The sequence below is a fragment of the Flavonifractor plautii ATCC 29863 genome (assembly GCF_000239295.1).
GTDB lineage: Bacteria > Bacillota > Clostridia > Oscillospirales > Oscillospiraceae > Flavonifractor > Flavonifractor plautii.
On record NZ_JH417625.1, the window covers coordinates 1 to 19481 of the forward strand.

18 protein-coding genes are annotated in these 19481 nt (G+C 65.7%); 11 read left to right on the plus strand and 7 right to left on the minus strand.

Annotated elements, in window-relative coordinates; all coding sequences use genetic code 11:
* Nucleotides 1–41: 41 nt before the first annotated feature.
* Nucleotides 42–989, minus strand: coding sequence for an AEC family transporter (locus HMPREF0372_RS00325; protein ID WP_007487928.1), 948 nt, complete (start codon nt 987–989; stop codon nt 42–44).
* A gap of 135 nt (nt 990–1124) precedes the next feature.
* Between HMPREF0372_RS00325 and HMPREF0372_RS00330 the strand changes: the two genes are divergently transcribed.
* The 8 genes from HMPREF0372_RS00330 to HMPREF0372_RS00365 all read left to right on the plus strand — a co-directional run bounded on the left by HMPREF0372_RS00330 (nt 1125) and on the right by HMPREF0372_RS00365 (nt 10308).
* On the plus strand, nt 1125–1388 hold the full coding sequence (locus HMPREF0372_RS00330; protein WP_007487931.1) for a YlmC/YmxH family sporulation protein: 264 nt from the start codon (nt 1125–1127) through the stop codon (nt 1386–1388).
* Between the two features lie 67 nt (nt 1389–1455).
* Entirely contained in the window at nt 1456–3288 is a 1833-nt protein-coding gene (gene glmS, locus HMPREF0372_RS00335; RefSeq protein ID WP_007487932.1) for a glutamine--fructose-6-phosphate transaminase (isomerizing), read from the plus strand.
* A gap of 11 nt (nt 3289–3299) precedes the next feature.
* Nucleotides 3300–4865 carry an ABC transporter substrate-binding protein gene (locus HMPREF0372_RS00340; protein WP_155116935.1) on the plus strand — a complete coding sequence of 522 codons (1566 nt, stop codon included), beginning with the start codon at nt 3300–3302 and terminating at the stop codon, nt 4863–4865.
* A gap of 88 nt (nt 4866–4953) precedes the next feature.
* The gene (locus HMPREF0372_RS00345; protein ID WP_007487934.1) at nt 4954–5907 is read left to right on the plus strand and encodes an ABC transporter permease; all 954 of its coding nucleotides are present in this window, start codon (nt 4954–4956) and stop codon (nt 5905–5907) included.
* A gap of 4 nt (nt 5908–5911) precedes the next feature.
* Nucleotides 5912–6781 carry an ABC transporter permease gene (locus HMPREF0372_RS00350; RefSeq protein ID WP_230979243.1) on the plus strand — a complete coding sequence of 290 codons (870 nt, stop codon included), beginning with the start codon at nt 5912–5914 and terminating at the stop codon, nt 6779–6781.
* Nucleotides 6782–6894: 113 nt separating this feature from the next.
* The gene (locus HMPREF0372_RS00355; protein ID WP_007487937.1) at nt 6895–8496 is read left to right on the plus strand and encodes a potassium/proton antiporter; all 1602 of its coding nucleotides are present in this window, start codon (nt 6895–6897) and stop codon (nt 8494–8496) included.
* Between the two features lie 27 nt (nt 8497–8523).
* Nucleotides 8524–9726 carry a 4Fe-4S dicluster domain-containing protein gene (locus HMPREF0372_RS00360; protein ID WP_007487938.1) on the plus strand — a complete coding sequence of 401 codons (1203 nt, stop codon included), beginning with the start codon at nt 8524–8526 and terminating at the stop codon, nt 9724–9726.
* 33 nt (nt 9727–9759) lie between these two features.
* Nucleotides 9760–10308 carry an ArsR/SmtB family transcription factor gene (locus tag HMPREF0372_RS00365; protein ID WP_007487939.1) on the plus strand — a complete coding sequence of 183 codons (549 nt, stop codon included), beginning with the start codon at nt 9760–9762 and terminating at the stop codon, nt 10306–10308.
* 43 nt (nt 10309–10351) lie between these two features.
* Here the strand turns inward: HMPREF0372_RS00365 and HMPREF0372_RS00370 are convergent, their stop codons facing one another.
* The 3 genes from HMPREF0372_RS00370 to HMPREF0372_RS00380 all read right to left on the minus strand — a co-directional run bounded on the left by HMPREF0372_RS00370 (nt 10352) and on the right by HMPREF0372_RS00380 (nt 12936).
* Nucleotides 10352–11689: a permease prefix domain 1-containing protein gene (locus tag HMPREF0372_RS00370; RefSeq protein WP_007487940.1), complete on the minus strand. Its 1338-nt coding sequence runs from the start codon at nt 11687–11689 to the stop codon at nt 10352–10354.
* Complete coding sequence (locus HMPREF0372_RS00375; protein WP_007487941.1) at nt 11679–12017, minus strand: PadR family transcriptional regulator; 339 nt, start codon at nt 12015–12017, stop codon at nt 11679–11681. Before HMPREF0372_RS00375 ends, HMPREF0372_RS00370 begins: the two co-directional genes overlap by 11 nt.
* Before the next feature lie 148 nt (nt 12018–12165).
* Nucleotides 12166–12936 (minus strand): sulfite exporter TauE/SafE family protein, encoded by a 771-nt coding sequence (locus HMPREF0372_RS00380; RefSeq protein WP_007487944.1) that lies wholly within the window; start codon nt 12934–12936, stop codon nt 12166–12168.
* 118 nt (nt 12937–13054) lie between these two features.
* On the opposite strand from HMPREF0372_RS00380, the gene HMPREF0372_RS00385 reads away from it, so the two are divergent.
* Entirely contained in the window at nt 13055–13909 is an 855-nt protein-coding gene (locus tag HMPREF0372_RS00385; protein WP_007487946.1) for a patatin-like phospholipase family protein, read from the plus strand.
* 39 nt (nt 13910–13948) lie between these two features.
* Here HMPREF0372_RS00385 and HMPREF0372_RS00390 read toward each other — a convergent pair whose 3' ends face one another.
* Nucleotides 13949–14128 carry a DUF6774 domain-containing protein gene (locus HMPREF0372_RS00390; protein ID WP_007487947.1) on the minus strand — a complete coding sequence of 60 codons (180 nt, stop codon included), beginning with the start codon at nt 14126–14128 and terminating at the stop codon, nt 13949–13951.
* Nucleotides 14129–14253: 125 nt separating this feature from the next.
* Between HMPREF0372_RS00390 and HMPREF0372_RS00395 the strand changes: the two genes are divergently transcribed.
* Both HMPREF0372_RS00395 and HMPREF0372_RS00400 read left to right on the plus strand, forming a co-directional pair.
* Complete coding sequence (locus HMPREF0372_RS00395; protein WP_039996363.1) at nt 14254–15078, plus strand: AraC family transcriptional regulator; 825 nt, start codon at nt 14254–14256, stop codon at nt 15076–15078.
* Nucleotides 15075–15983 (plus strand): DMT family transporter, encoded by a 909-nt coding sequence (locus HMPREF0372_RS00400; RefSeq protein ID WP_007487950.1) that lies wholly within the window; start codon nt 15075–15077, stop codon nt 15981–15983. The genes HMPREF0372_RS00395 and HMPREF0372_RS00400 overlap by 4 nt, the downstream gene beginning before the upstream one ends.
* A gap of 126 nt (nt 15984–16109) precedes the next feature.
* Here the strand turns inward: HMPREF0372_RS00400 and HMPREF0372_RS00405 are convergent, their stop codons facing one another.
* Complete coding sequence (locus HMPREF0372_RS00405) at nt 16110–16841, minus strand: phosphatase (protein ID WP_007487955.1); 732 nt, start codon at nt 16839–16841, stop codon at nt 16110–16112.
* Between the two features lie 84 nt (nt 16842–16925).
* Nucleotides 16926–19304, minus strand: coding sequence for a phosphoketolase family protein (locus HMPREF0372_RS00410; RefSeq protein WP_039996365.1), 2379 nt, complete (start codon nt 19302–19304; stop codon nt 16926–16928).
* Nucleotides 19305–19481 lie beyond the last annotated feature (177 nt).

Consider the following 19481-nt stretch of genomic DNA (forward strand, 5'->3'; position numbering starts at 1 on the left):
TTGGGAGCCGGGCATTCAGCCCGGCTCCCAAGCCGTTTGTGTCAGATCAGCCCCAGCGTGCGGAGCAGATAGAGCCAGAGGGTGAGGGTAAGGATGCTGAAAAAGGTGGTGAGCATCACCGTACTGGCGGTGAGGGTGCCCTCATGCCCCATGCTGCGGGCCATGACGAAGCTGCTGACGGTGGTGGGGCTGGCCAGCATGGCCAGGGCGGCCACCAGCTTGTCGTCCCGTACTCCCATGGCCACGGCGATGGGGAGAAAGAGGGCGGCCAGAAGCACCAGCTTCACGGCGGTGGCGGCGAAGGCGGGCTTCCAGCGGCCCAGGGCCTTCTTCAGATCGAAGGAGGCGCCCAGGGCCATGAGGCCCAGGGGGGTGGCGGTAGCGGAGAGGCTGGACACCGTTTTTTGCAGAATCTGAGGCTGGGGGATGTCCAGCAGCGTCCACACCAGACCGGCGGCGATACCCAGGATGATGGGGTTCGTGACAATACCCTTGAGGGCTTTCTTTAACGCGGCTTGGTTGAGGCCGCTCTGCTGGGGACTGGTGAGGGAGAGCACCGTCACCGCTGCCACGTTGTAGAGGGGGACCGCGCCGATGATCACCAGGCTGGCCGCCCCAGCGGTGCCGTAGAGATTCTCCAGAAAGGCGGCCCCAAGCAGAGCGATGCTGCTGCGGTAGCCCACCTGGATGAATTCCCCCCGCAGGGGGCGCTCCCGGCAGAACAAGCTGAGGGCTGCGGTCAGAAGGATGGAGCCCAGGGTGGCCAGAAAGCAGAAGAGCACAAAGGGGCCGTCCCACACGGTGAAGAAGTCGGATTCCACCAGATCCTTGAAGAGCATGACCGGCAGCCCCACCTTGAAGACGAAATCGTTGAGCTTGTCCGCAAAGGCCTGGCTGAAAAAGCCTAGCCTGCGGAACACCAGACCCAGCAGCATCAGCAGAAAGATGGGGGCGGTGGCGTTGAGGCAGTAGGCCAGATTCTCCAGCATGGAATTCTCCTCCCGGCATGGTCGTTTACTCTATTATAGACGCATTGTTCCGGCAGTGCAAGAAAGTTACCGGCAGGTAAGCGGGCATAGGACGGGCCGGGCGGCACATAGAGTGTGCCGAAGGGGGAGTGTGCGATGGAGTGCCGGGTTTCGGAGCTGCGGTATAAGGAGATTATCAATGTGTCCGACGGCAGCCGCTACGGCTGGGTGGGGGATGTGGAGGTGGATCTGGAGAGCGGGCAGGTCCGGGCGCTGGTGGTGCCGGGGCGCCTGCGGCTGTTTGGCCTGCTGGGCCGGGAGGAGGACCGGGTCTTTCCCTGGGAGGCGGTGCGCCGCTTCGGCGCGGACACCATTCTGGTGGAGACACCTCCCCTCAGCCGCCTGGGCAAGGGGAATTGAGGTTGCCAGGAGAGGGGGGGACGTGGTATACTACTACTTTAGAGTATAGAAACAGGAGGGAAATCCCATGTGCGGTATTGTCGGATTTGTCGGACGGGAGGAGGCCGCCCCCATTCTGCTGGACGGCCTCTCCCGGTTGGAGTATCGGGGCTATGACTCCGCGGGCATCGCGGTTTACGGCAGGCGGGAGGGCCTGCAGGTGGTCAAGGCCAAGGGCCGTCTCCAGGTACTCCAAGATCTGGTACAGGGGGGCAGGACGGTCCACGGGACACTGGGGCTGGGACACACACGCTGGGCCACCCACGGGGAGCCCTCAGACGTCAACTCCCACCCCCAGGTCAGCGAGAGCGGCCGGTTTGCGGTGGTGCACAACGGCATCATCGAGAATTACATGGAGCTGCGGGAGTTTCTCCAGTCGGAGGGGGTCACCTTCGTCTCCCAGACGGATACCGAGGTGGTGGCCCAACTGCTGGAACACTACTATGACGGGGATATCCTGGACGCGGTGGTGAAGACACTGAACCGCATCCAGGGGGCCTACGCCCTGGGCATTGTCTGCGCCGACTGCCCCGACCGGCTCATCGCCGCCCGGAAGGACAGCCCTCTCATTCTGGGCTATGGGGAGGGGGCCCACTATCTGGCCTCCGACGTGACCGCCCTCATCAAGTACACCCGGGAGGTGTGCTACCTGGACGACGGGGAGATTGCCGAGCTCACCGCCGACCACCTGTGGGTCTATGACGCCTATCTCCGGCCCGTGGAGAAGGAGCGCTGCCACGTGGACTGGGAGATCTCCGCCGCCGAAAAGGGCGGGTACGAGCACTTCATGGCCAAGGAGATCATGGAGCAGCCCGAGGCATTCCGCAAGACCGTGTTTCCACGCATCCAGGAGGGGCGGGTGGTGCTGGATGAGCTGAACCTGGAGCCGGACTACCTGCGGGAGCTGGACAAGCTCTATGTGATCGCCTGCGGCTCCTCCTACCACGTGGGCATGGCCGCCAAGTATACCCTGGAGCGGCTGCTGCGCAAGCCGGTGGAGGTGACGCTGGCCTCCGAGTTCCGCTACTGCGACCCCATCGTTACCGACAAAACCCTGGTGCTGGTCATCAGCCAGTCCGGCGAGACGGTGGACACCCTGGCCGCCCTGCGGGAGGCCAAGCGCCTGGGAGCCCGGGTGCTCTCTATCGTCAACGTGGTGGGCTCCACGATCGCCCGGGAGAGCGACGACGTGCTCTATACCTGGGCCGGGCCGGAGATCGCCGTGGCCACCACCAAGGCCTTCTCCACCCAGCTTGCGGTGGTGTACCTCATCGGCCTGTACTGCGCCGAGGCCCTGGGCACCCTGGACGAGGCGGAGTACGACCGCATTGTGTCCGAGCTGCTGCTGATCCCCACCAAGCTGGAGCAGATTCTGGACAACCGGGCGGACATCCAGTATTTCGCCTCCCTCTACTTCAACCACCCCTCTATCTTCTTCATCGGCCGCAACATCGACTACGCCATCGGCATGGAGGGCTCCCTCAAGCTCAAGGAGATCTCTTACATCCACTCGGAGGCCTACGCGGCCGGCGAGCTCAAGCACGGCACCATCTCCCTCATCGAGCCGGGCACCCTGGTGGTGGCCCTGGCCAGCTATGTCAAGCTCTTTGACAAGACCATGAGCAACGTGGTGGAGGTGAAGAGCCGGGGGGCCGACGTGCTGGGCCTCACCGTGGACGCCCGGGCGGCGGACATGGCCAAGACGGTGGACCACGTGATCCCCGTCCCCGACACCCACCCCCTGCTTCTCCCCTCCCTGGACGTGGTGCCCATGCAGCTCTTTGCCTACTACGTGGCCCTCCAGCGAGGCTGCGACATCGACAAGCCCCGCAACCTGGCCAAGTCGGTGACGGTAGAATGAGGGGGGACGGAATGAAAAGGCTCACTGCTCTGCTCCTGGCCGCGGCGCTGGCCCTGTCCCTGGCGGCCTGCGGGCCGGAGGGCAAAGCGGCGGATACCGTCCGCTACGGCCTATCCAATGCCTGGGACGCTCTGATGCCCTACAACAGCCCCTCGGGGAGCAACTACTCCCGCATCATTTACGACAAGATTTACGACCGCCTGGCCTATGTCCATGCCGACGGCACCCTGGAGCCCCGCGCGGCGTCCTCCTGGGAGAGCGCCGACGGCGGGACGGCCGCCCTGTTTCACCTGGACGAGCATGCCGCCTTCCACGACGGCACTCTGGTGACGGCGAAGCACTGGGCGGATACCATTGCCCTCCTGACCGACCCGGCCTGCCCCACCCTGGGGCGGTCGGCCTTTGCGGTGCTCTCCGGCACCGACGACACCGGCGCGGCGGTGCCGGGGGAGGCCCTGGGAGCGGAGGCGGTGGACAAGTACACCCTGAAGCTCACCTTCAAGACCCCCACCACGCCGGAGGACTTCCTGCTGGACAAGAACCGGGAGTACTACGTTCTGCCCACCCATCTGCTGGAGGGGACAGCGCCGGAGGACGTGATGGAGCTGGCGCTGTGGGACGAGCCTGTTGGCTCCGGCCCCTGCAAATTCGTCTCCGAGACGCCGGGGAGCCAGCTAGTGCTGGAGGCCAACCCGGACTACCAACTGGGCCGCCCTGGCTTTGATCGGCTGGTGATCACGGTCATTGACAAGTCCAACCTGCTCACCTCCCTGATCGCCGGGGATCTGGACTACTACGCCTTTGGAGGCAACGTGTCCGTGGAGGACGCCGAGGTGGCCCGGGCCGCCGGGCTGGAGGTGCTGGAGGGCACGGTGCCCAACTCCTTCTACGAGCTGATGCTCAACAACGAGACCATCCCCAGCGCCGCGGTGCGCCGGGCCATCGACCTGGCTCTGGACAAGGAGGCCCTGTGCCTCCATACCGCCCAGGGCCTGGGGGAGCCGGCGGCCTCCGATCTGACCCCGGGGACGGGGTATGACAGCGGCCTGACCTGGGCCAGGGATGTGGACGGGGCGAAGGCCCTGCTGGCCGAGGGAGGATACGACGGGCGCACCTACACCCTGGCCTGCACCGCCAACCGCTCCGGCCTGGCCGCCCTGATGCAGCAGGAGCTGGCGGAGGCGGGCATCACCGTCACCATCGAGACGGCGGACTCGGCCACCCTGTTCGCCAGCATGGCGGACGGCAGGTACGATATGGCCATCGCCAGCCACACCCCCGGCGCCCTGCCCCTGTGGTTTACCGAGAGCCGCTTTACCGCCGACAACAACCTGTTCCACGTGGCGGAGCTGACGCCCTACACCCAGGCCATCGCCGCCGTCAAGGGGGCGGCAGAGCACGACGAGCGGCAGGTGCGGGTGGAGGAGCTCCAGGCCCTGCTGGCCGCGGAGCGGCCCTTCATCCCCCTGTGGTTTGGGCGGACGCTCCACGTCCAGTCCCCCACGGTGGACGGCATCGACTACCCCTCCTCCGCCTTCTCCAACGAGAACGTGTGGGACTGGGTGTACCGGGGCTGACGGAACCGAACAAATGAGAAAACCTCCGTAGGGCCGTACCATCCGGCCCGTGCCGCCCACGGGCGGCCGGAAGTGCAGGAGGAAGAAGATGGGACGCTATTTCCGCCGCCGTCTGCTGACGGCGATCCCCGTGTTTTTCGGGATTACCTTTCTGGTTTTTGTACTTTTAAGCCTCTCGCCCGCCGATGTTACCGACCTGGGAGAGGGGGCCTCCGGCGGCGCCCAGCAGGCCGCGCTGGAGGAGGCGCTGGGGCTGGACAAGCCCCTGCCCGTGCGCTATCTGGCGTGGCTGGGGGGGCTGCTCCGGGGGGAGCTGGGGCAGTCCTACCTGAGCGGCCGGCCGGTGGCCGGCATGCTGGCCCAGCGGGTGGGGCCGTCCCTGCTGCTGACCGGCACCGGAGTGCTGCTGGCCATTCTGCTGGCCCTCCCTCTGGGTATTCTGGCGGCCTGGCGGCCCCGCTCGGGCTGGGATCGGGCGGCCTCCGCCCTGAGCCTGGTGAGCTTCGGCGTGCCCGGCTTTTTCCTGTGCCTGGTGGGGGTGCTCCTCTTCTCGGTGCTCTTGGGCTGGCTGCCCTCCCAGGGCATGTATGAGTACGGCGTGTTCACTGGCGTGGGGGACGTCCTGCGCCACCTGGCCCTCCCGGCCGGGGTGGTGTGCGTCAGCGGCCTGGGGGAGCTGGTCAAGCAGACCCGCTCCGCCTGCCTGGAGTCCCTGGGGGAGGACTACATCCTCACCGCCCGGGCCAAGGGCCTGGGGGAGCGGGCCGTCATGGTGCGCCACGCCTTCCGGGGGGCGCTGACCCCGGTGCTCACCACCGTGCTGGGGCACATCCCCCACATCATAGGCGGCTCGGTGGTGGTGGAGCAGGTGTTCGGCTGGCCGGGCATGGGCAGCCTCCTCTTCTGGGGCATTGAGAACCGGGACTATCCGGTGGTCATGGGGGTGACGGTGGTCATCGCCCTGGCGGTGCTCCTGACCAACCTGCTCCTGGATCTGGCCTACGGGCTGGCCGATCCCCGGGTGCGCTATGGGAGGGGGTAGGCCGGTGGAGCGCTGTATGCTGTCCCGGAGCCCCTGGGAGCGGTTCCGGAGCGACCAGCGGGCCGTGGCCTGCTTGCTGATTCTGTGCGCCGAGCTGCTGGCGGTGCTGCTCCTGCCCCCGCTGCTGGGGCTGGAGCCCAACGCCAGCGATCTGGGGGCGGGCTTCTGGGCGCCCCCCTCCGCCGCCCATCCCCTGGGCACCGACGACGTGGGCCGGGATCTCCTGGCCCGCCTGCTCTGCGGGGGGCGGGTGTCCCTGCTCATCGGCCTGTGCTCCGCCGCCCTCAGCGCCCTGGTGGGGATTCCCCTGGGCCTGCTGGCAGGCTACCGCCGGGGGGCCTGGGAGTTCTGCCTCATGCGGCTGGCCGACGTGTTTCAGAGCTTCCCCAGCATTGTGCTGGTGCTCTGCCTGGTGTCCCTGGTGGGGCCGTCCGCCCTCAATCTGGTGCTGGTGCTGGGCCTGCTGGGTTGGACGGGCATCGCCCGGCTGGTGTACGGCAATACCCTCTCGGTCCGGGAGAAGGAGTACGTCCTGGCGGCCCGCGCCCTGGGGGGGCGGACAGGGCGGATTCTGCGGAGCAATGTGCTGCCCAACGTGATCGCGCCGGTGTGGTGCGCCCTCCCCCTGCGGGCGGGGCGGGCCATCCTCTCCGAATCCAGCCTGAGCTTTCTGGGGGTGGGTATCCGCACGCCCCAGGCGTCCTGGGGCAACCTGATCCAGTACGCCGCCAGCCTGCCTGTCCTCACCGGGCGGCCGTGGGTGTGGGTGCCGCCGGGGCTGTGCATCATCCTGACCGTGCTGTGCCTTCAGGGCATTGGCGACGGTCTGCGGGACGCGCTGGACCCCAGATATGGCGGACACAGGGGGAAATAGCAGGATTTTCTTTTCAACACGGCCTGTTTTGTGCTATAATCAATTCAACAGAACGAAGCGGCCCCGGTCATTCGGACTGGGGCCGCCTGTTTTATTTGTGAGAGGGGGCTTTCATGGAATCAATTCTGTTACTTTGTGCGGTGGTCATTGTCATCTGCATCGTCGCCAGCCGCCTGTCTCAGCGCCTGGGTGTGCCCGCCCTGCTGCTGTTTCTGGCGTTGGGAATGTTATTCGGCTCGGATGGGCTGTTCCGCATCCCGTTTGATAACTTTGAGGCGGCGGAGCGTATCTGCTCCGTAGCGCTGATTTTCATCATGTTCTACGGTGGTTTCGGTACCCGCTGGGAGGCGGCCCGGCCGGCGGCGGCCCGGGCGGTGGTGCTGTCCACCCTGGGCGTGGCGGTCACCGCGCTGCTCACAGCGCTGTTCTGCCACTTGGCACTGGGTTTTTCTGCTCTGGAGAGCTTTCTGACCGGGGCGGTTATCAGTTCCACGGACGCCGCGTCGGTGTTTTCCATCCTCCGCTCCAAGAAGCTGGGCCTGAGGAACCACACCGCCTCCCTGCTGGAGGTGGAGAGCGGCAGCAACGACCCGGCCTCCTATATGCTGACGGTGATCGCCCTCTCCCTGATGGGGGTGGGCGGCGGCGGGGCAATCCCGTGGATGATTTTTGCGCAGGTCGTCTTTGGACTGGGCCTTGGGGCGGCGGTGGCAGGGCTGTCCATTCTGGTGCTCCGCAGGCTCACGCTCTCCGACGGGCTGGATACTATTTTCGTGGTGGCTGCGGCCCTGCTCTCCTTTGCCCTGCCCGCCGTGGTGGGGGGGAACGGCTACCTGGGGGCCTATCTGGCGGGCATCCTGATCGGAAACGCCAAAATTCCCCATAAGGCGGCCCTGGTCCACTTTTTCGACGGACTTACGGGCCTGGCGCAGATTTTGATCTTTTTCCTGCTTGGGCTGCTCTCCTTCCCACGGCAGCTCCCGGCGGTTTTTCTCCCGGCTTTGGCCATTATGGTGTTTCTCACCTTTGTGGCCCGGCCCGCTGCGGTCTTCCTGCTGCTGGCCCCCTTCCGCTGCGGGGTACGGCAGTGTCTGCTGGTGTCCTGGGCGGGGCTGCGGGGCGCGGCATCTATCGTGTTTGCCATCATGGCAGTGGCCAGCGGGGCCGCCATCGGCTACGACCTCTTTCACATCGTGTTCTGCATTGCCCTGCTCTCGGTGGCGGTGCAGGGTTCACTACTGCCTCTGGCGGCGCGGAAGCTGGACATGGTGGACAGTGCTGAGAGCGTCAGCCGTACCTTCAACGACTACCAGGACCAGCGGCAGCTCCACCTGACCCGCTTCCCTATCGGCGCGGGCCACCCATGGGTGGGGCGGACCATCGGGGAGTGTGAGCTGCCCGCCGACGCGCTGGTGGTGATGCTCCGGCGGGGCAGCGAGAATGTGATTCCAAACGGAGATACCGCAATCCAGGCAGGGGATCTTATGGTGCTCAGCACGCCGCTCTATGAAGACGATGACGGGGTCAGCCTGCGGGAGGTGCCTGTGGCGGAGCACGGGGACTGGATTGGGAGGCCGATCAAGGAGCTGGGTATCCCGGCGGAGGTACTCATCGTCCTGGTACGCCGTGCCGACGGCACCACTGTAGTGCCCAAGGGCGGGACAGTTCTTCAGCAGGGGGATATGCTGGTGGTCAACGAGTGGGAGGAAACCTGACATAAGAGAAGCAAGAGGTGTCGAGCAATGGAGACGTTGGATCTGTCGCGGCGCGGGGTGTTGCTGAATGACGAACAGTTGGGGCCCTATCCACTGGAAAAGCTCAAGCGGGTGGAGCGCCTGACCGTGGATATCGTGGAGGATTCACCCCGGGTGGATGAGAAGGAGATGGCATTCGCCAAGTGCCGCCTGGGGGGCTTCGGGGATGTACTTAAGAAGAGGATGGAGGATTTTACGGTTCGCGTGCCCATTGGGGCGTCCTATTACCACTTTCAGAAGTACCTTAACGACTACCCGGAAAACGAGGTCGCGCCGGAGAAAGCGCCCCTGCCGGAGGATACGCGTATCGTGACACGGCACATTAAAAAGATGGCCTATTTCACTGGGGCGGAGATGGTGGGAGTGTGCGAGGTGCCCCGGGATGTGTATTACGCCACCAAGGTGGACGGCACGCCGGTGGAGCGGGTTTACCGATACGCGGTGGTGTTTCTGGTACGCACCCAGCTGCCCACCATTGCGGCCTCCCACGGGGACGAGTGGCTGGATGATACCGTGGCCTATCAGGCCTATCAGCGGCTGGCCTGCATGTCCAACACCCTGGCCGACTACATCCGCCGCCTGGGCTGGCCGGCCCGCAGCGACGCTTTCAACAACTACGTGACCATCATGCCCCGGCTGGTGGCCCTGGCGGGACTGGGGGAGTTCTCCCGGCTGGGTATCGTGGTCAACCCCTTTATGGGGGCGGCTTTCAAGGCGGCCGCCGTGCTGACCGACCTGCCCCTGGTGCCCGACGGCCCCATCGACTTCGGGCTACAGAACTACTGTTCCGTATGCAAAATCTGTGCCGAGCAGTGCCCCATGCACGCCATCTCCACTGGGGAACAGGAGGAGTACCGCGGCTACATGCTCTGGCGGACCGACGAGCGCAGGTGTGTGGCCCACGGGGCGGCCAACCCCCACGGCTGTACCTGCGGCCGCTGCGCCAAGGTGTGCCCCTTCACCCGGCCGGACTGCGGGCCGGAGTGCTTCCAGGACTGGGACGGGGATCTGTCCGTGCTCTACCGCTCGGTAGAGGCCCGGCGGAAGTTCCTAGCCAGCCACGGCTATGTGGAGCCGGAGGAGGAGCATGGAAAGTGGTGGCTGCCCCATGTGGTCCGGGATGGAAAAATTCAGTACGGCGGCGATTTCGACTACGAGGTGCAGAGGCGCCACATGGAACGGACCAGATAGGCGGCATGGCCGGAACAGAGGAGGCGGACAACGGTGGCAAGAACCATTGATCTGGAGGAACGGAAACAATTTCGCGTGCTGCTCAACCCGGTACGCCAGGATATCATTCACCTGCTGCGGCGGGCGGGACGGCCCATGACGGCCAACACCGTGGCGGAGAAAATGCTGCTCTCACCCAGCGCGGCCCAGAGCCACCTGAACAAGCTGGAGGAGCTGGGCGTGGTGGAGCTGGGAGTATGTACGGCGCCGGACGGCCGGCAGGCGACCTATTACCGGCTGGCCGATGTGGAGATCCGGCTCTGCCTGGGCCGGAAGGACGGCTTTCAGGGGGAGCGGGAGGCGCTGGCCGCCCAACTGGTGGACGGCACCTTCCGGGGCGTGCTGCACGCCGCCAGCCAGTGCGGCGAGCCGGAACAGCAGGAGGATCTCCAGTTCCTGTTCGGCGCGCTCCATCTCAAACCGGAGGAGCGGGCGGAGCTGCTGGGACTGATTGACGGCTACCTCCGCACCCACAGCGTGCCTGAGGGGGGCGTGGAGCACTGGGAGTATGTGCTCATGGCCTACCGGGCGGACGAGGAATAGAAAAAGGAGGCCTGCGGCTTTACCGCAGGCCTCCTTTGTATGTTTAAAAGTGTTGCGCCCCTTTGCGGTATTCGATGTGGAGCTGTCCCCGGCCCAGGGGGATGTCCAGAGCGGAGGGCCGGGGGGCCGGGGCGCTGGAGGCCCAGGCGGTGTCCCGCACCAGGGCGTCCATGCGGAAGACGGACAGGAGCACCCCGGCCAGGGCGGCGTCCACCAACAGGAAGAAGACGCCGTAGGACAGGAAGGGGAGGGAGAGCACGCCCAGCGGCCACCAGCCCAGGTTATAGAGCCAGTAGATGGCCGCCTGGAGGAACAGGGGAAGGAAGGCCGACAGGGCGAGGAGCTTGCCCGTGCGGCTGTGGAGGGCGCGGATGCGCCGGAGCAGCAGGGCGGCAAAGAGGACGATCAGCCCGGCGGCGGCCCAGAACACCCACCGGCCCAGGCCCTGGGCGGCCTCCGCCAGCAGGAGCTCCGAGGAGGAGCCTACAAAAAGGGAGGGCAATTCCCCCATGCGCAGTCGCTCGTAAAACAGGTCGGGCCCCAGGAAAGCGTCTATGCGCCAAGCAGCGTACTCCAGGTGCCGCAGGAAGAGCAGGGGGAGGATAGTCAGAGCGGGCCCCAGGGCAGCCAGCAGATTCCACCGCCGCTTTCCCCGGAACCAGCCCAGCCCCACGGCCGCCAGGAGTACCAGCAGCATACTGGCCTCGCTGACCAGCCAGGAGGCGGAACTGGGAGCCAGCCAGGCGAAGAGGGGGAGCGCCAGGACGGCGGCCCCGCAGAGCAGGACGGCAAGCGGCCCTTTGCCCCGCAGGGAGGCCACAAGGGCGGCGTAGGGGACGGGGAGGAGCAGAGTGGAATAGAGCGCAAGCTGATAACCGGGATAGGAGTAGAAGGGGAGAAGTGGAGTGCAGAGAATAGGACCCAGACAGAGAAGGAGCAGCGCCGCCGCCGGAGCCCATTTCCGCCGCAGAAGGAGGGTGTAGTCGGAAAACCAGAGTCCGGTCAAAACCCCGGCGGCCAGCAGCAGGCCCAAAACCTGCCGCCGGAAGTAGAAGACGTCCTTGGCGTCCCCCATGAGCCCGGCGGCGAAGAGCTGGAGCAGCACGCCCGCGGCAAAGAGGGCCGCCACAGTGATCGCCAGCCCCCAGCGGTTCCGGGGGCGGTGAAGGCGGTCCAGCTCCCGGCCCACCGCCTCCGGCTCCCCCATCTCGGCCACCGCGCCGGCCAGGGCCTCTTCCGGGCTCCGGCCCTCCGCCTCAAAGGCGGCGGCCTGATCGGCAATATGGTCGGACAGCTCCCGCAGGAGAACCCGCCGGGCCCGCCGCCAGCGGATCTGGCCGCCCACCGTCTCCAGATATTCGTTCACGCACTCACGCGCCACAGGGATTCCCTCCCTCCAGCACGCCGCGCACCGCGTCGGCGTAGGCGTACCAGCCCGCCTGCTGTTCAGCCAGGGCGGCCCGGCCGTCCCGGGTGATGGCGTAATAGCGCCGGGTGCGGCCATTGGCAACCCCGTCGCTGGAGGTTACCCAGCCCTGGGCCTCCAGGGAGTGGAGCAGGGGATAGAGGGTACCCGCCTTGAGGTGGAACACCTCGTTGGAGCGCGCCCGCAGGGCCTCGATCATCTCATAGCCGTACATGTCCCGGCCCTCCAGCAGGGCCAGCAGCAGCATGCCCATGCCGCCCGGAGCGGTGCGGTCATTTGCCATATTCCTCACCTCATAAATAGATTATCTATGTATAGTATAGATAGATTGTCTATCTATGTCAAGGAAATCTTCCATAAAGCTGGGGCGGGCGTCCGGAGCCGCAGGCAAAAAGCAGCCCCCTCCGACCGGAGGGGGCTGTGCCACTGCTTCAGGAGAGGAGGTTGACCACCACCATCACTGCGCCCAGGATGGTGAGCACCACGCCGGTGACCCGGTTAAGGGCCTTGGCGGAAGCCCGGTTAGCAAAGACGGCGGCAATTCTGGCGCCCAGAAGCGTGATCACCACACACACCGTCAGGGCAAATACATCCAGCCCGCCGCCGATGGCCACGTGGGAGACCGCGCCGGTGAAAGCGGTGAAGGTCATGATGAACACACTGGTACCCACGGCGGTCTTGAGTTCATAGCCCAGCACGGAGGTGAGCACCAGAAGCATCATCATACCGCCGCCAGCGCCGATAAAGCCGCAGATGAAGCCCACCACGCTGCCGCAGGCCAGGGACTCCGCGATGCGGCGCCCGCGGCTCTTATGGGCGGAGCTCTCCTTGGTGGTCATCACGGGACGCACAATGAATTTGATGCCCAACAGCAGGGTCATGAACACGGAGAAGCCGCCCATGGTGGCGTTGGGCACCAGGGAGGCGGCCCAGCTCCCGATCAGGGTGAATACCAGCACCGCCGCCAGCATGACCAGGCCGTTGCGGATGTCCAGATTCCTATTTTTGCCGTAGGTATAGGCCGAGGCCGCTGAAGCCAGCACGTCGGAGGCCAGAGAGATGGCCACCGCTTGATAGGCGGGAAAGCCTAGGAAGGTGATGAGCATGGGGGAGATGACGGCGGCGGCGGACAGGCCCGCCAGGCCGGTTCCGATGCCGGCCCCCAGGCCGGCAACGACGCAGACGATGAACTTGACGAGCATGGCGTGGCCTCCTTTGTATACCTAATTTATTATAATGCGAAATATTTTGTTGTCAAGAATTCCTTTACAGGCCGGCGTCCGCTGCCGTATAATGGGAGTAGCAAGGAAGTGAGCCGACATGAAAACTGGAATCGTTCTGGAGGGCGGCGCGGTGCGCACCATTTTCTCCACCGGCGTCTGCGACGCCCTGCTGACGCGGGATCTGCTGCCGGATTATGTTATCGGCGTCTCAGCCGGGATTGCCTATGGCGTCAGCTATGTGTCCAAGCAGAGCCGCCGCAACCTGGACATTATGGTAAACTACATCAACGACAAGCGGTATATGGGCTTCGGCAACCTGCTCCGGCGGGACAACCGGGCCTATTTTGGCCTGGATTTCGTCTTCGGTACCATACCAAACGAGCTGATTCCCTTCGACTATGACACGTTTGCCGCCTATCCCGGCGAGGTGGAGGCGGTGGTCACCAACCTGGACACCGGAAAGGCGGAGTATTTTCCGGTGGAGCGCCGGGATGACCGGTTTAAGCTATTGCAGGCCACCTGCGCCCTGCCGTTCCTCTTCCCTGTTTTCGATATCCAGGGTAAGCCGTGTATGGACGGCGGAGCGGCCGACGCCATCCCCTACGAGCGGGCGCTGGAGAAGGGGTGCGAGCGGGTGATCGTGGTGCTGACCCGGGAGCGGAGCTACGTCCGGCGGCCGGAAAAGCTCCAGCCCCTCATCGACGCGGCCTACCGGAAGTACCCCAGGTTCTGCGATACCATGCGCCGCCGGGCGGACACCTACAACGCCTCCCGGGAGCGGCTGTTTCAGCTTGAGAGGGAGGGGCGAGCCCTCCTGTTCGCCCCACACAGCACGGAGGGCTTTCACCGCACCGAAAAGGACGTGGAGAAGATTCGGGCGCTGTGGAAGGACGGCTATGACGAGGGCATGGAGCGGCTGGACGAGGTGCAGGACTTCCTGAGCGGCTCTTGAGCTTACAAGAAGCGGCGGGCGGCGCAGAGGCGCCGCCCGCTATGGATTTTCCAGCGCCGCCCGCTGGGCCAGGAGCAACCCGATGGCGTCCCCCAGCATGGTGAAGAAGGCGCCGAGCACCGCTGCCTGGGCGTCGCTCTTGCCCGCGGTGAGCTGGATGGCGGCCAGTGCGGCGATGGCCAGCAGCGCCTCGCCGGACGGCCCGGAGCTCGCCTGCATCCCACCACCCCCTGGATCAGCATATGGGCGGCGAGGCCGCCCTGTGCGGGAAATGCGCAATATCATGCAAGAAACAGGCGGAGGGACGTGCTATACTGCTTTTATCTCAGACAGAGGAGTACCCTATGGAACAGGAATTGCGGCGCGTGTACTACGATCCGGAGCTGGGAGTGGAGGCATGTCTCTTTCAGGGCATCGACCAGGGGTTTCCGGAGCATTTTCACACCTATTATGTCATTGGAACCATGGATCGGGGGAGCCGGGAGGTGACCATCGCGGGGGAGACCCGCCGCCTTGCCCCCGGTGAGCTGGTATTCTTTCAGCCCGGCGAGCCCCATGCCTGCCGTCCGGTGGGGGAGGAGCGCCTGGACTGGCGGGGGCTCCACGTGCCGCAGGAGGTCATGGAGCGGGCCGCTGAAGCCGTCACCGGCCGCCGGTTTGCCCCCCATTTCACGCCCCCAGTGTTGCCCGGGAGCGAACTGACCAGTCTGTTCCGGGAGGTATGGGAGCTGGCGGCGGGGGAGCAGGGGGAGCTCCGCCGGGAGGAGGCCTTTCTCCTGCTGGTGGGCCGCCTGCTGGAGCGATGCGGCGGCTGTCCCCGGCCGCCGGAGGAGGTGCGGCCTGAGGTGCGGGCGGTGTGTGACTATCTGGAGGCCCACTGTGACCGGCGCATCACGCTGGAGCAGCTCTCCACCCTGGCGGGGCTGAGCAAGTACCACCTTCTGCGCTGCTTCACCCGCCAGAAGGGGATCACCCCCTACCGCTATCTGGAAACGGTGCGGGTGAACCGGGCCAGGGCCCTGCTGGAGCAGGGGGCCGCCCCGCTGGACGCGGCCCTGCGGGCGGGCTTTGCCGATCAGAGCCACTTCAACCACTTTTTCAAGATCCTGACCGGACTCACCCCCAGCCAGTACCGGGCCGTGTTTGCGGCGGAACGGGGGGAGCCGTGAGCCGGGCGGGCCTGACGGGGCACGCCGCGGCCCTGCTGACCATCTTCCTCTGGGGCACCACCTTTATCTCCACGAAGGTGCTCCTGACCGGCCTGCGGCCCGTGGAGGTGCTGTTCCTCCGCTTCGCCCTGGGCTTTGTGGCCCTCTGCCTGCTGTACCCCCGGCGGCTCCGGTTGGCCGGGCGGCGGCAGGAGCTGTGGTTCGCGGCGGCGGGCCTGTGCGGCGTCACCCTCTATTTCCTGCTGGAGAACATCGCCCTGACCTGCACGCTGGCCTCCAATGTGGGGGTGCTGGTGTCCGTCAGTCCGATGCTGACCGCCCTGCTCTCCCACTTCCTCCTGCGGCGGGAGCGGCTGCGTCCCCTCTTTTTCGCGGGGCTGGCCGTGGCCCTGGCCGGGGTGGCGATGGTGTCGTATAACGGCGCCGCCGTGCTGGAGCTGAACCCCGGAGGCGATCTCCTGGCCCTGCTGGCGGCCGCCGCCTGGTCAGCCTACTCCCTGCTGACCCGTAAGCTCTCCGCCTTCGACTACCCGGTGGTGCAGACCACCCGCCGCACCTTCGCCTGGGGCCTGCTGTTCCTGCTGCCCGTCCTGCCGGTGCTGGGCTTCCGGCCCGGGCTCGGGACTCTGACGGAGCCGGTTTACCTGCTCAACCTGCTCTATCTGGGGCTGGGGGCCTCCGCCCTGTGCTTTGTCACCTGGGGCTTTGCCGTGGGGCGGCTGGGGGCGGTCAGAACCAGCGCCTACATCTACCTGGTGCCGGTGGTGACTCTGGTCACCTCCGCGCTGGTGCTGGGTGAGCCGGTGACGCCCCTCTCGCTGGGGGGCGCGGTGCTGACGGTGGCCGGACTGGCACTGTCGGAGTGGGAGCCGCGAAAGGAGGGGAGCAAGGGCGGAGTGGAGTGAGCTCAAGTGCGCCCTGGTGCCGGACGAGAGGCCGCCTGTTTGCAAGCGGATCAACCGCCCCGCTGGCAGCCTGCCCCTGTTCCAATAAGACAAAAAAGAGGATTCCGCCGGGCGGAATCCTCTTTTTCATGCGCGGCTCAGCCGGCGCTCCAGATGGGCCAGGAAGGCGGCGGGCTCCCGGTTGAGCACCAGCTCCTCGGGAAAATCCAGCTCGTCCAGCAGGGCCTGGGCATACTGGTGGCCGCCCACGGCGGAGACGAAGTGGGCGTCGCTGCCCACCACCACGGGCACGCCCTCCCGCCGGCAGTGCTTCAGCATCTCCGTCACGTTGGCGGTGGAGTTTTCCCGGGAACAGGCGGGGGAGAGGGAGGTGTTGTTGACCTCCAGAAGCACGCCGCGCTCCCCGGCGGCCCGCACCAGCGCCGGATAGTCCAGGGGGTAGCGGCCGTCGTCCGGGTGTCCCAGGATACAGATTTTGGGGCAGTTGTCCATGGCGCGGACCATGGCTGCCGTATTCTCCTCCGGTCCGCCGCCCTGGGGCATGCACCAGATATGCTGGCTGGCGATGGCCATGTCCAGATTGTTCAGCAGCTTGGGGGAGAGATCCACCGTGCCGTCAAAGTCCATCACGTTGAGCTCCGCGCCCATCATGACCCGTACGCCGTAGAGCTCCCGGTCGATGACCCGGAAGTTGAGAAAGTAGTCCTCGTGGGTGGTCAGCTCCATGCCGGGGGCGTGGTCGGTGATGCAGATGAGCTCCAGCCCCCGGTCGGCCGCCGCCCGCACCATCTCCAGCAGGGTGCAGTAGGCGTGCCCGCTGGCCAAGGTATGGGTGTGGCTGTCCAGTCGAAATTCCATACGTTCACTCCTTTTTTCCCATCTATCATACCCAAAATGATGGAAAAAGGCAAGGGGCCGGACAGAAGCCTGGCCCCTTGCGCGTCAGATACCGTTTCCACCGTTCCACTTCCAGTCCCGGATTTCGGGCATGTCCTGGCCGTGGGCGGTGATATACTCCTTGTGCTCCACCAGCTTGTCCTTCATGAGCTGAATGAGGAAGGCCCCCCGGTTGCCCAATTGGGGCAGCCGCTTTACCGTGTCGATGACCAGATTGAAGCGGTCAATGCGGTTGAGCACCCGCATGTCGAAGGGGGTGGTGATGGTGCCCTCCTCCCGGTAGCCAAGCACGTGGATGTTCTTGTTGTGCCGGCGGTAGGTCAGCTCGTGCACCAGGGAGGGGTAGCCGTGGAAGGCGAAGATGATGGGCTTGTCCCGGGTAAAGATCACGTCGTAATCCTCGTCGGTGAGCCCGTGGGGGTGGGCGGTGTGGGGCTGGAGCTTCATCAGATCCACCACATTCACCACCCGCAGCCGCACCTCGGGCAGGTGGCGGCGCAGGATGGTCACCGCTGCCAGGGTTTCCAGCGTGGGGGTGTCGCCGCAGCAGGCCAGCACCGCGTCGGGCTCCGCCCCCTGGTCATTGGAGGCCCACTGCCAGATGCCGATGCCGTGGGTACAGTGCTTGATGGCCTCGTCCATGGTGAGCCACTGGGGCCGGGGGTGCTTGGAGGCCACCATCACATTGACGTAATTCCGGCTTTTGATACAGTGGTCAAAGACGGAGAGCAGGCAGTTGGCGTCAGGGGGCAGGTAGAGCCGCACCACGTCCGCCTTCTTGTTGGCCACATGGTCCAGGAAGCCGGGGTCCTGGTGGGTGAAGCCGTTGTGATCCTGCTGCCACACGTTGGAGGACAGCACGTAGTTCATGGAGGCGATGTCCTGCCGCCAGGGGAGCTGCCGGGCCACCTTGAGCCATTTGGCGTGCTGGCTCACCATGGAGTCCACGATGCGGATGAAAGCCTCGTAGCTGTTGAGAAAGCCGTGCCGCCCGGTGAGCAGGTATCCCTCCAGCCAGCCCTGGCACATGTGCTCGGAGAGCATGCTGTCCATAATGCGCCCGTCGGCGGACAACCCCTCGTCGGTGGAGCGTAGCTCGGCGTTCCAGCGGCGGTCGCTGGCTTCAAAGGCGGCGGTGAGCTTGTTGCTCAGGGCCTCGTCGGGGGCGAAGATGCGGAAGTTGCGGGCCTTCTGGTTGAGCTTGAGCACGTCCCGGACATACTTGCCCAGCTCCGCCATGTCCTCCGCCACCGCCTCGCCGGGGGCGGGCACCTCCACCGCGTAGCGGGTGAAGGAGGGGGTGCGCAGATCCCGCAGAAGCATGCCGCCGTTGGCGTGGGGGTTGGCGCCCATGCGGCGCTCCCCCTGGGGGGCCACGGCCCGAAGGGCAGGCACCGGCGCGCCCTCGGCATCAAAGAGCTCCTCCGGCCGGTAGCTGCGCAGCCAGCGCTCCAATACCTCCAGGTGCTCCGGATGGGCGGCGTCCACCGCCACCGGGAGCTGGTGAGCGCGGAAGGTGCCCTCGGTGGGCGCGCCGTCCACCTCCTTCGGACAGGTCCAGCCCTTGGGAGAGCGGAACACGAGCATGGGCCAGCGGGGGCGGGCGGTCTCGCCGAACTCCCGGGCCCCCTGCTGAATGCGCTGAATCTCCCGCACCGCCCAGTCCAGGGCCGCGGCCATCTTCTGGTGCATCTGGGCGGGCTCGTCCCCCTCCACAAAGCGGGGGGTCCAGCCGCAGCCCTTGAAGAAGTCCTCCACCTCCTCTGATGTGATGCGGGAGAACAGGGTGGGGGAGGAAATCTTGTAGCCGTTGAGGTGGAGGATGGGGAGCACCGCCCCGTCGGTGACGGGGTTGAGGAACTTGTTGGAGTGCCAGGCAGTGGCCAGCGGGCCGGTCTCCGCCTCCCCGTCACCCACCACGCAGGCGGCGATCAGGGTCGGGTTGTCCATCACCGCGCCAAAGGCGTGGGCCAGGGAGTAGCCCAGCTCGCCCCCCTCGTTGATGGAGCCGGGGGTCTCGGGGGCGCAGTGGCTGCCGATGCCGCCGGGGAAGGAGAACTGGCGGAACAGGCGGCGCATACCCTCCTCGTCCTGGCTCACGTTGGGGTAAAACTCGCTGTAGGTTCCCTCCAGATAGGTCTGGGCCACCACCGCGTTGCCGCCGTGGCCGGGGCCGGAGACATAGATCATGTTCAGCTCATGGCGTGTGATTACCCGGTTCAGGTGGGTGTAGATAAAGTTTTGGCCCGGCACCGTGCCCCAGTGGCCCACCAAGGTGCGCTTGAGGTGCTCGGGGCGCAGCGGCTCCCGCAGCAGAGGGTTGTCCAGCAGGTAGAGCTGTCCGGCCGCCAGGTAGTTGGCGGCGCGCCAGTAGGCGTCCAGCTTGCGGAGCATGTCGGGGGTCAAAGGGCCCTTTTTGGACATGCGGGTGGAGGTTTTAACGATCACCTTCGTCTTTTCCTTGGGGGCTTTTGCCAATCGAATGACCTCCTTGTGTCGGCTTTTGTACTGCTTATTATAACCGATGGGACTATACTGTCAATAGAGTGGGGTCAAAATCCCTCTTAAAAGAAAAAACCGGGCCGGAAGCGGTAGCTTCCG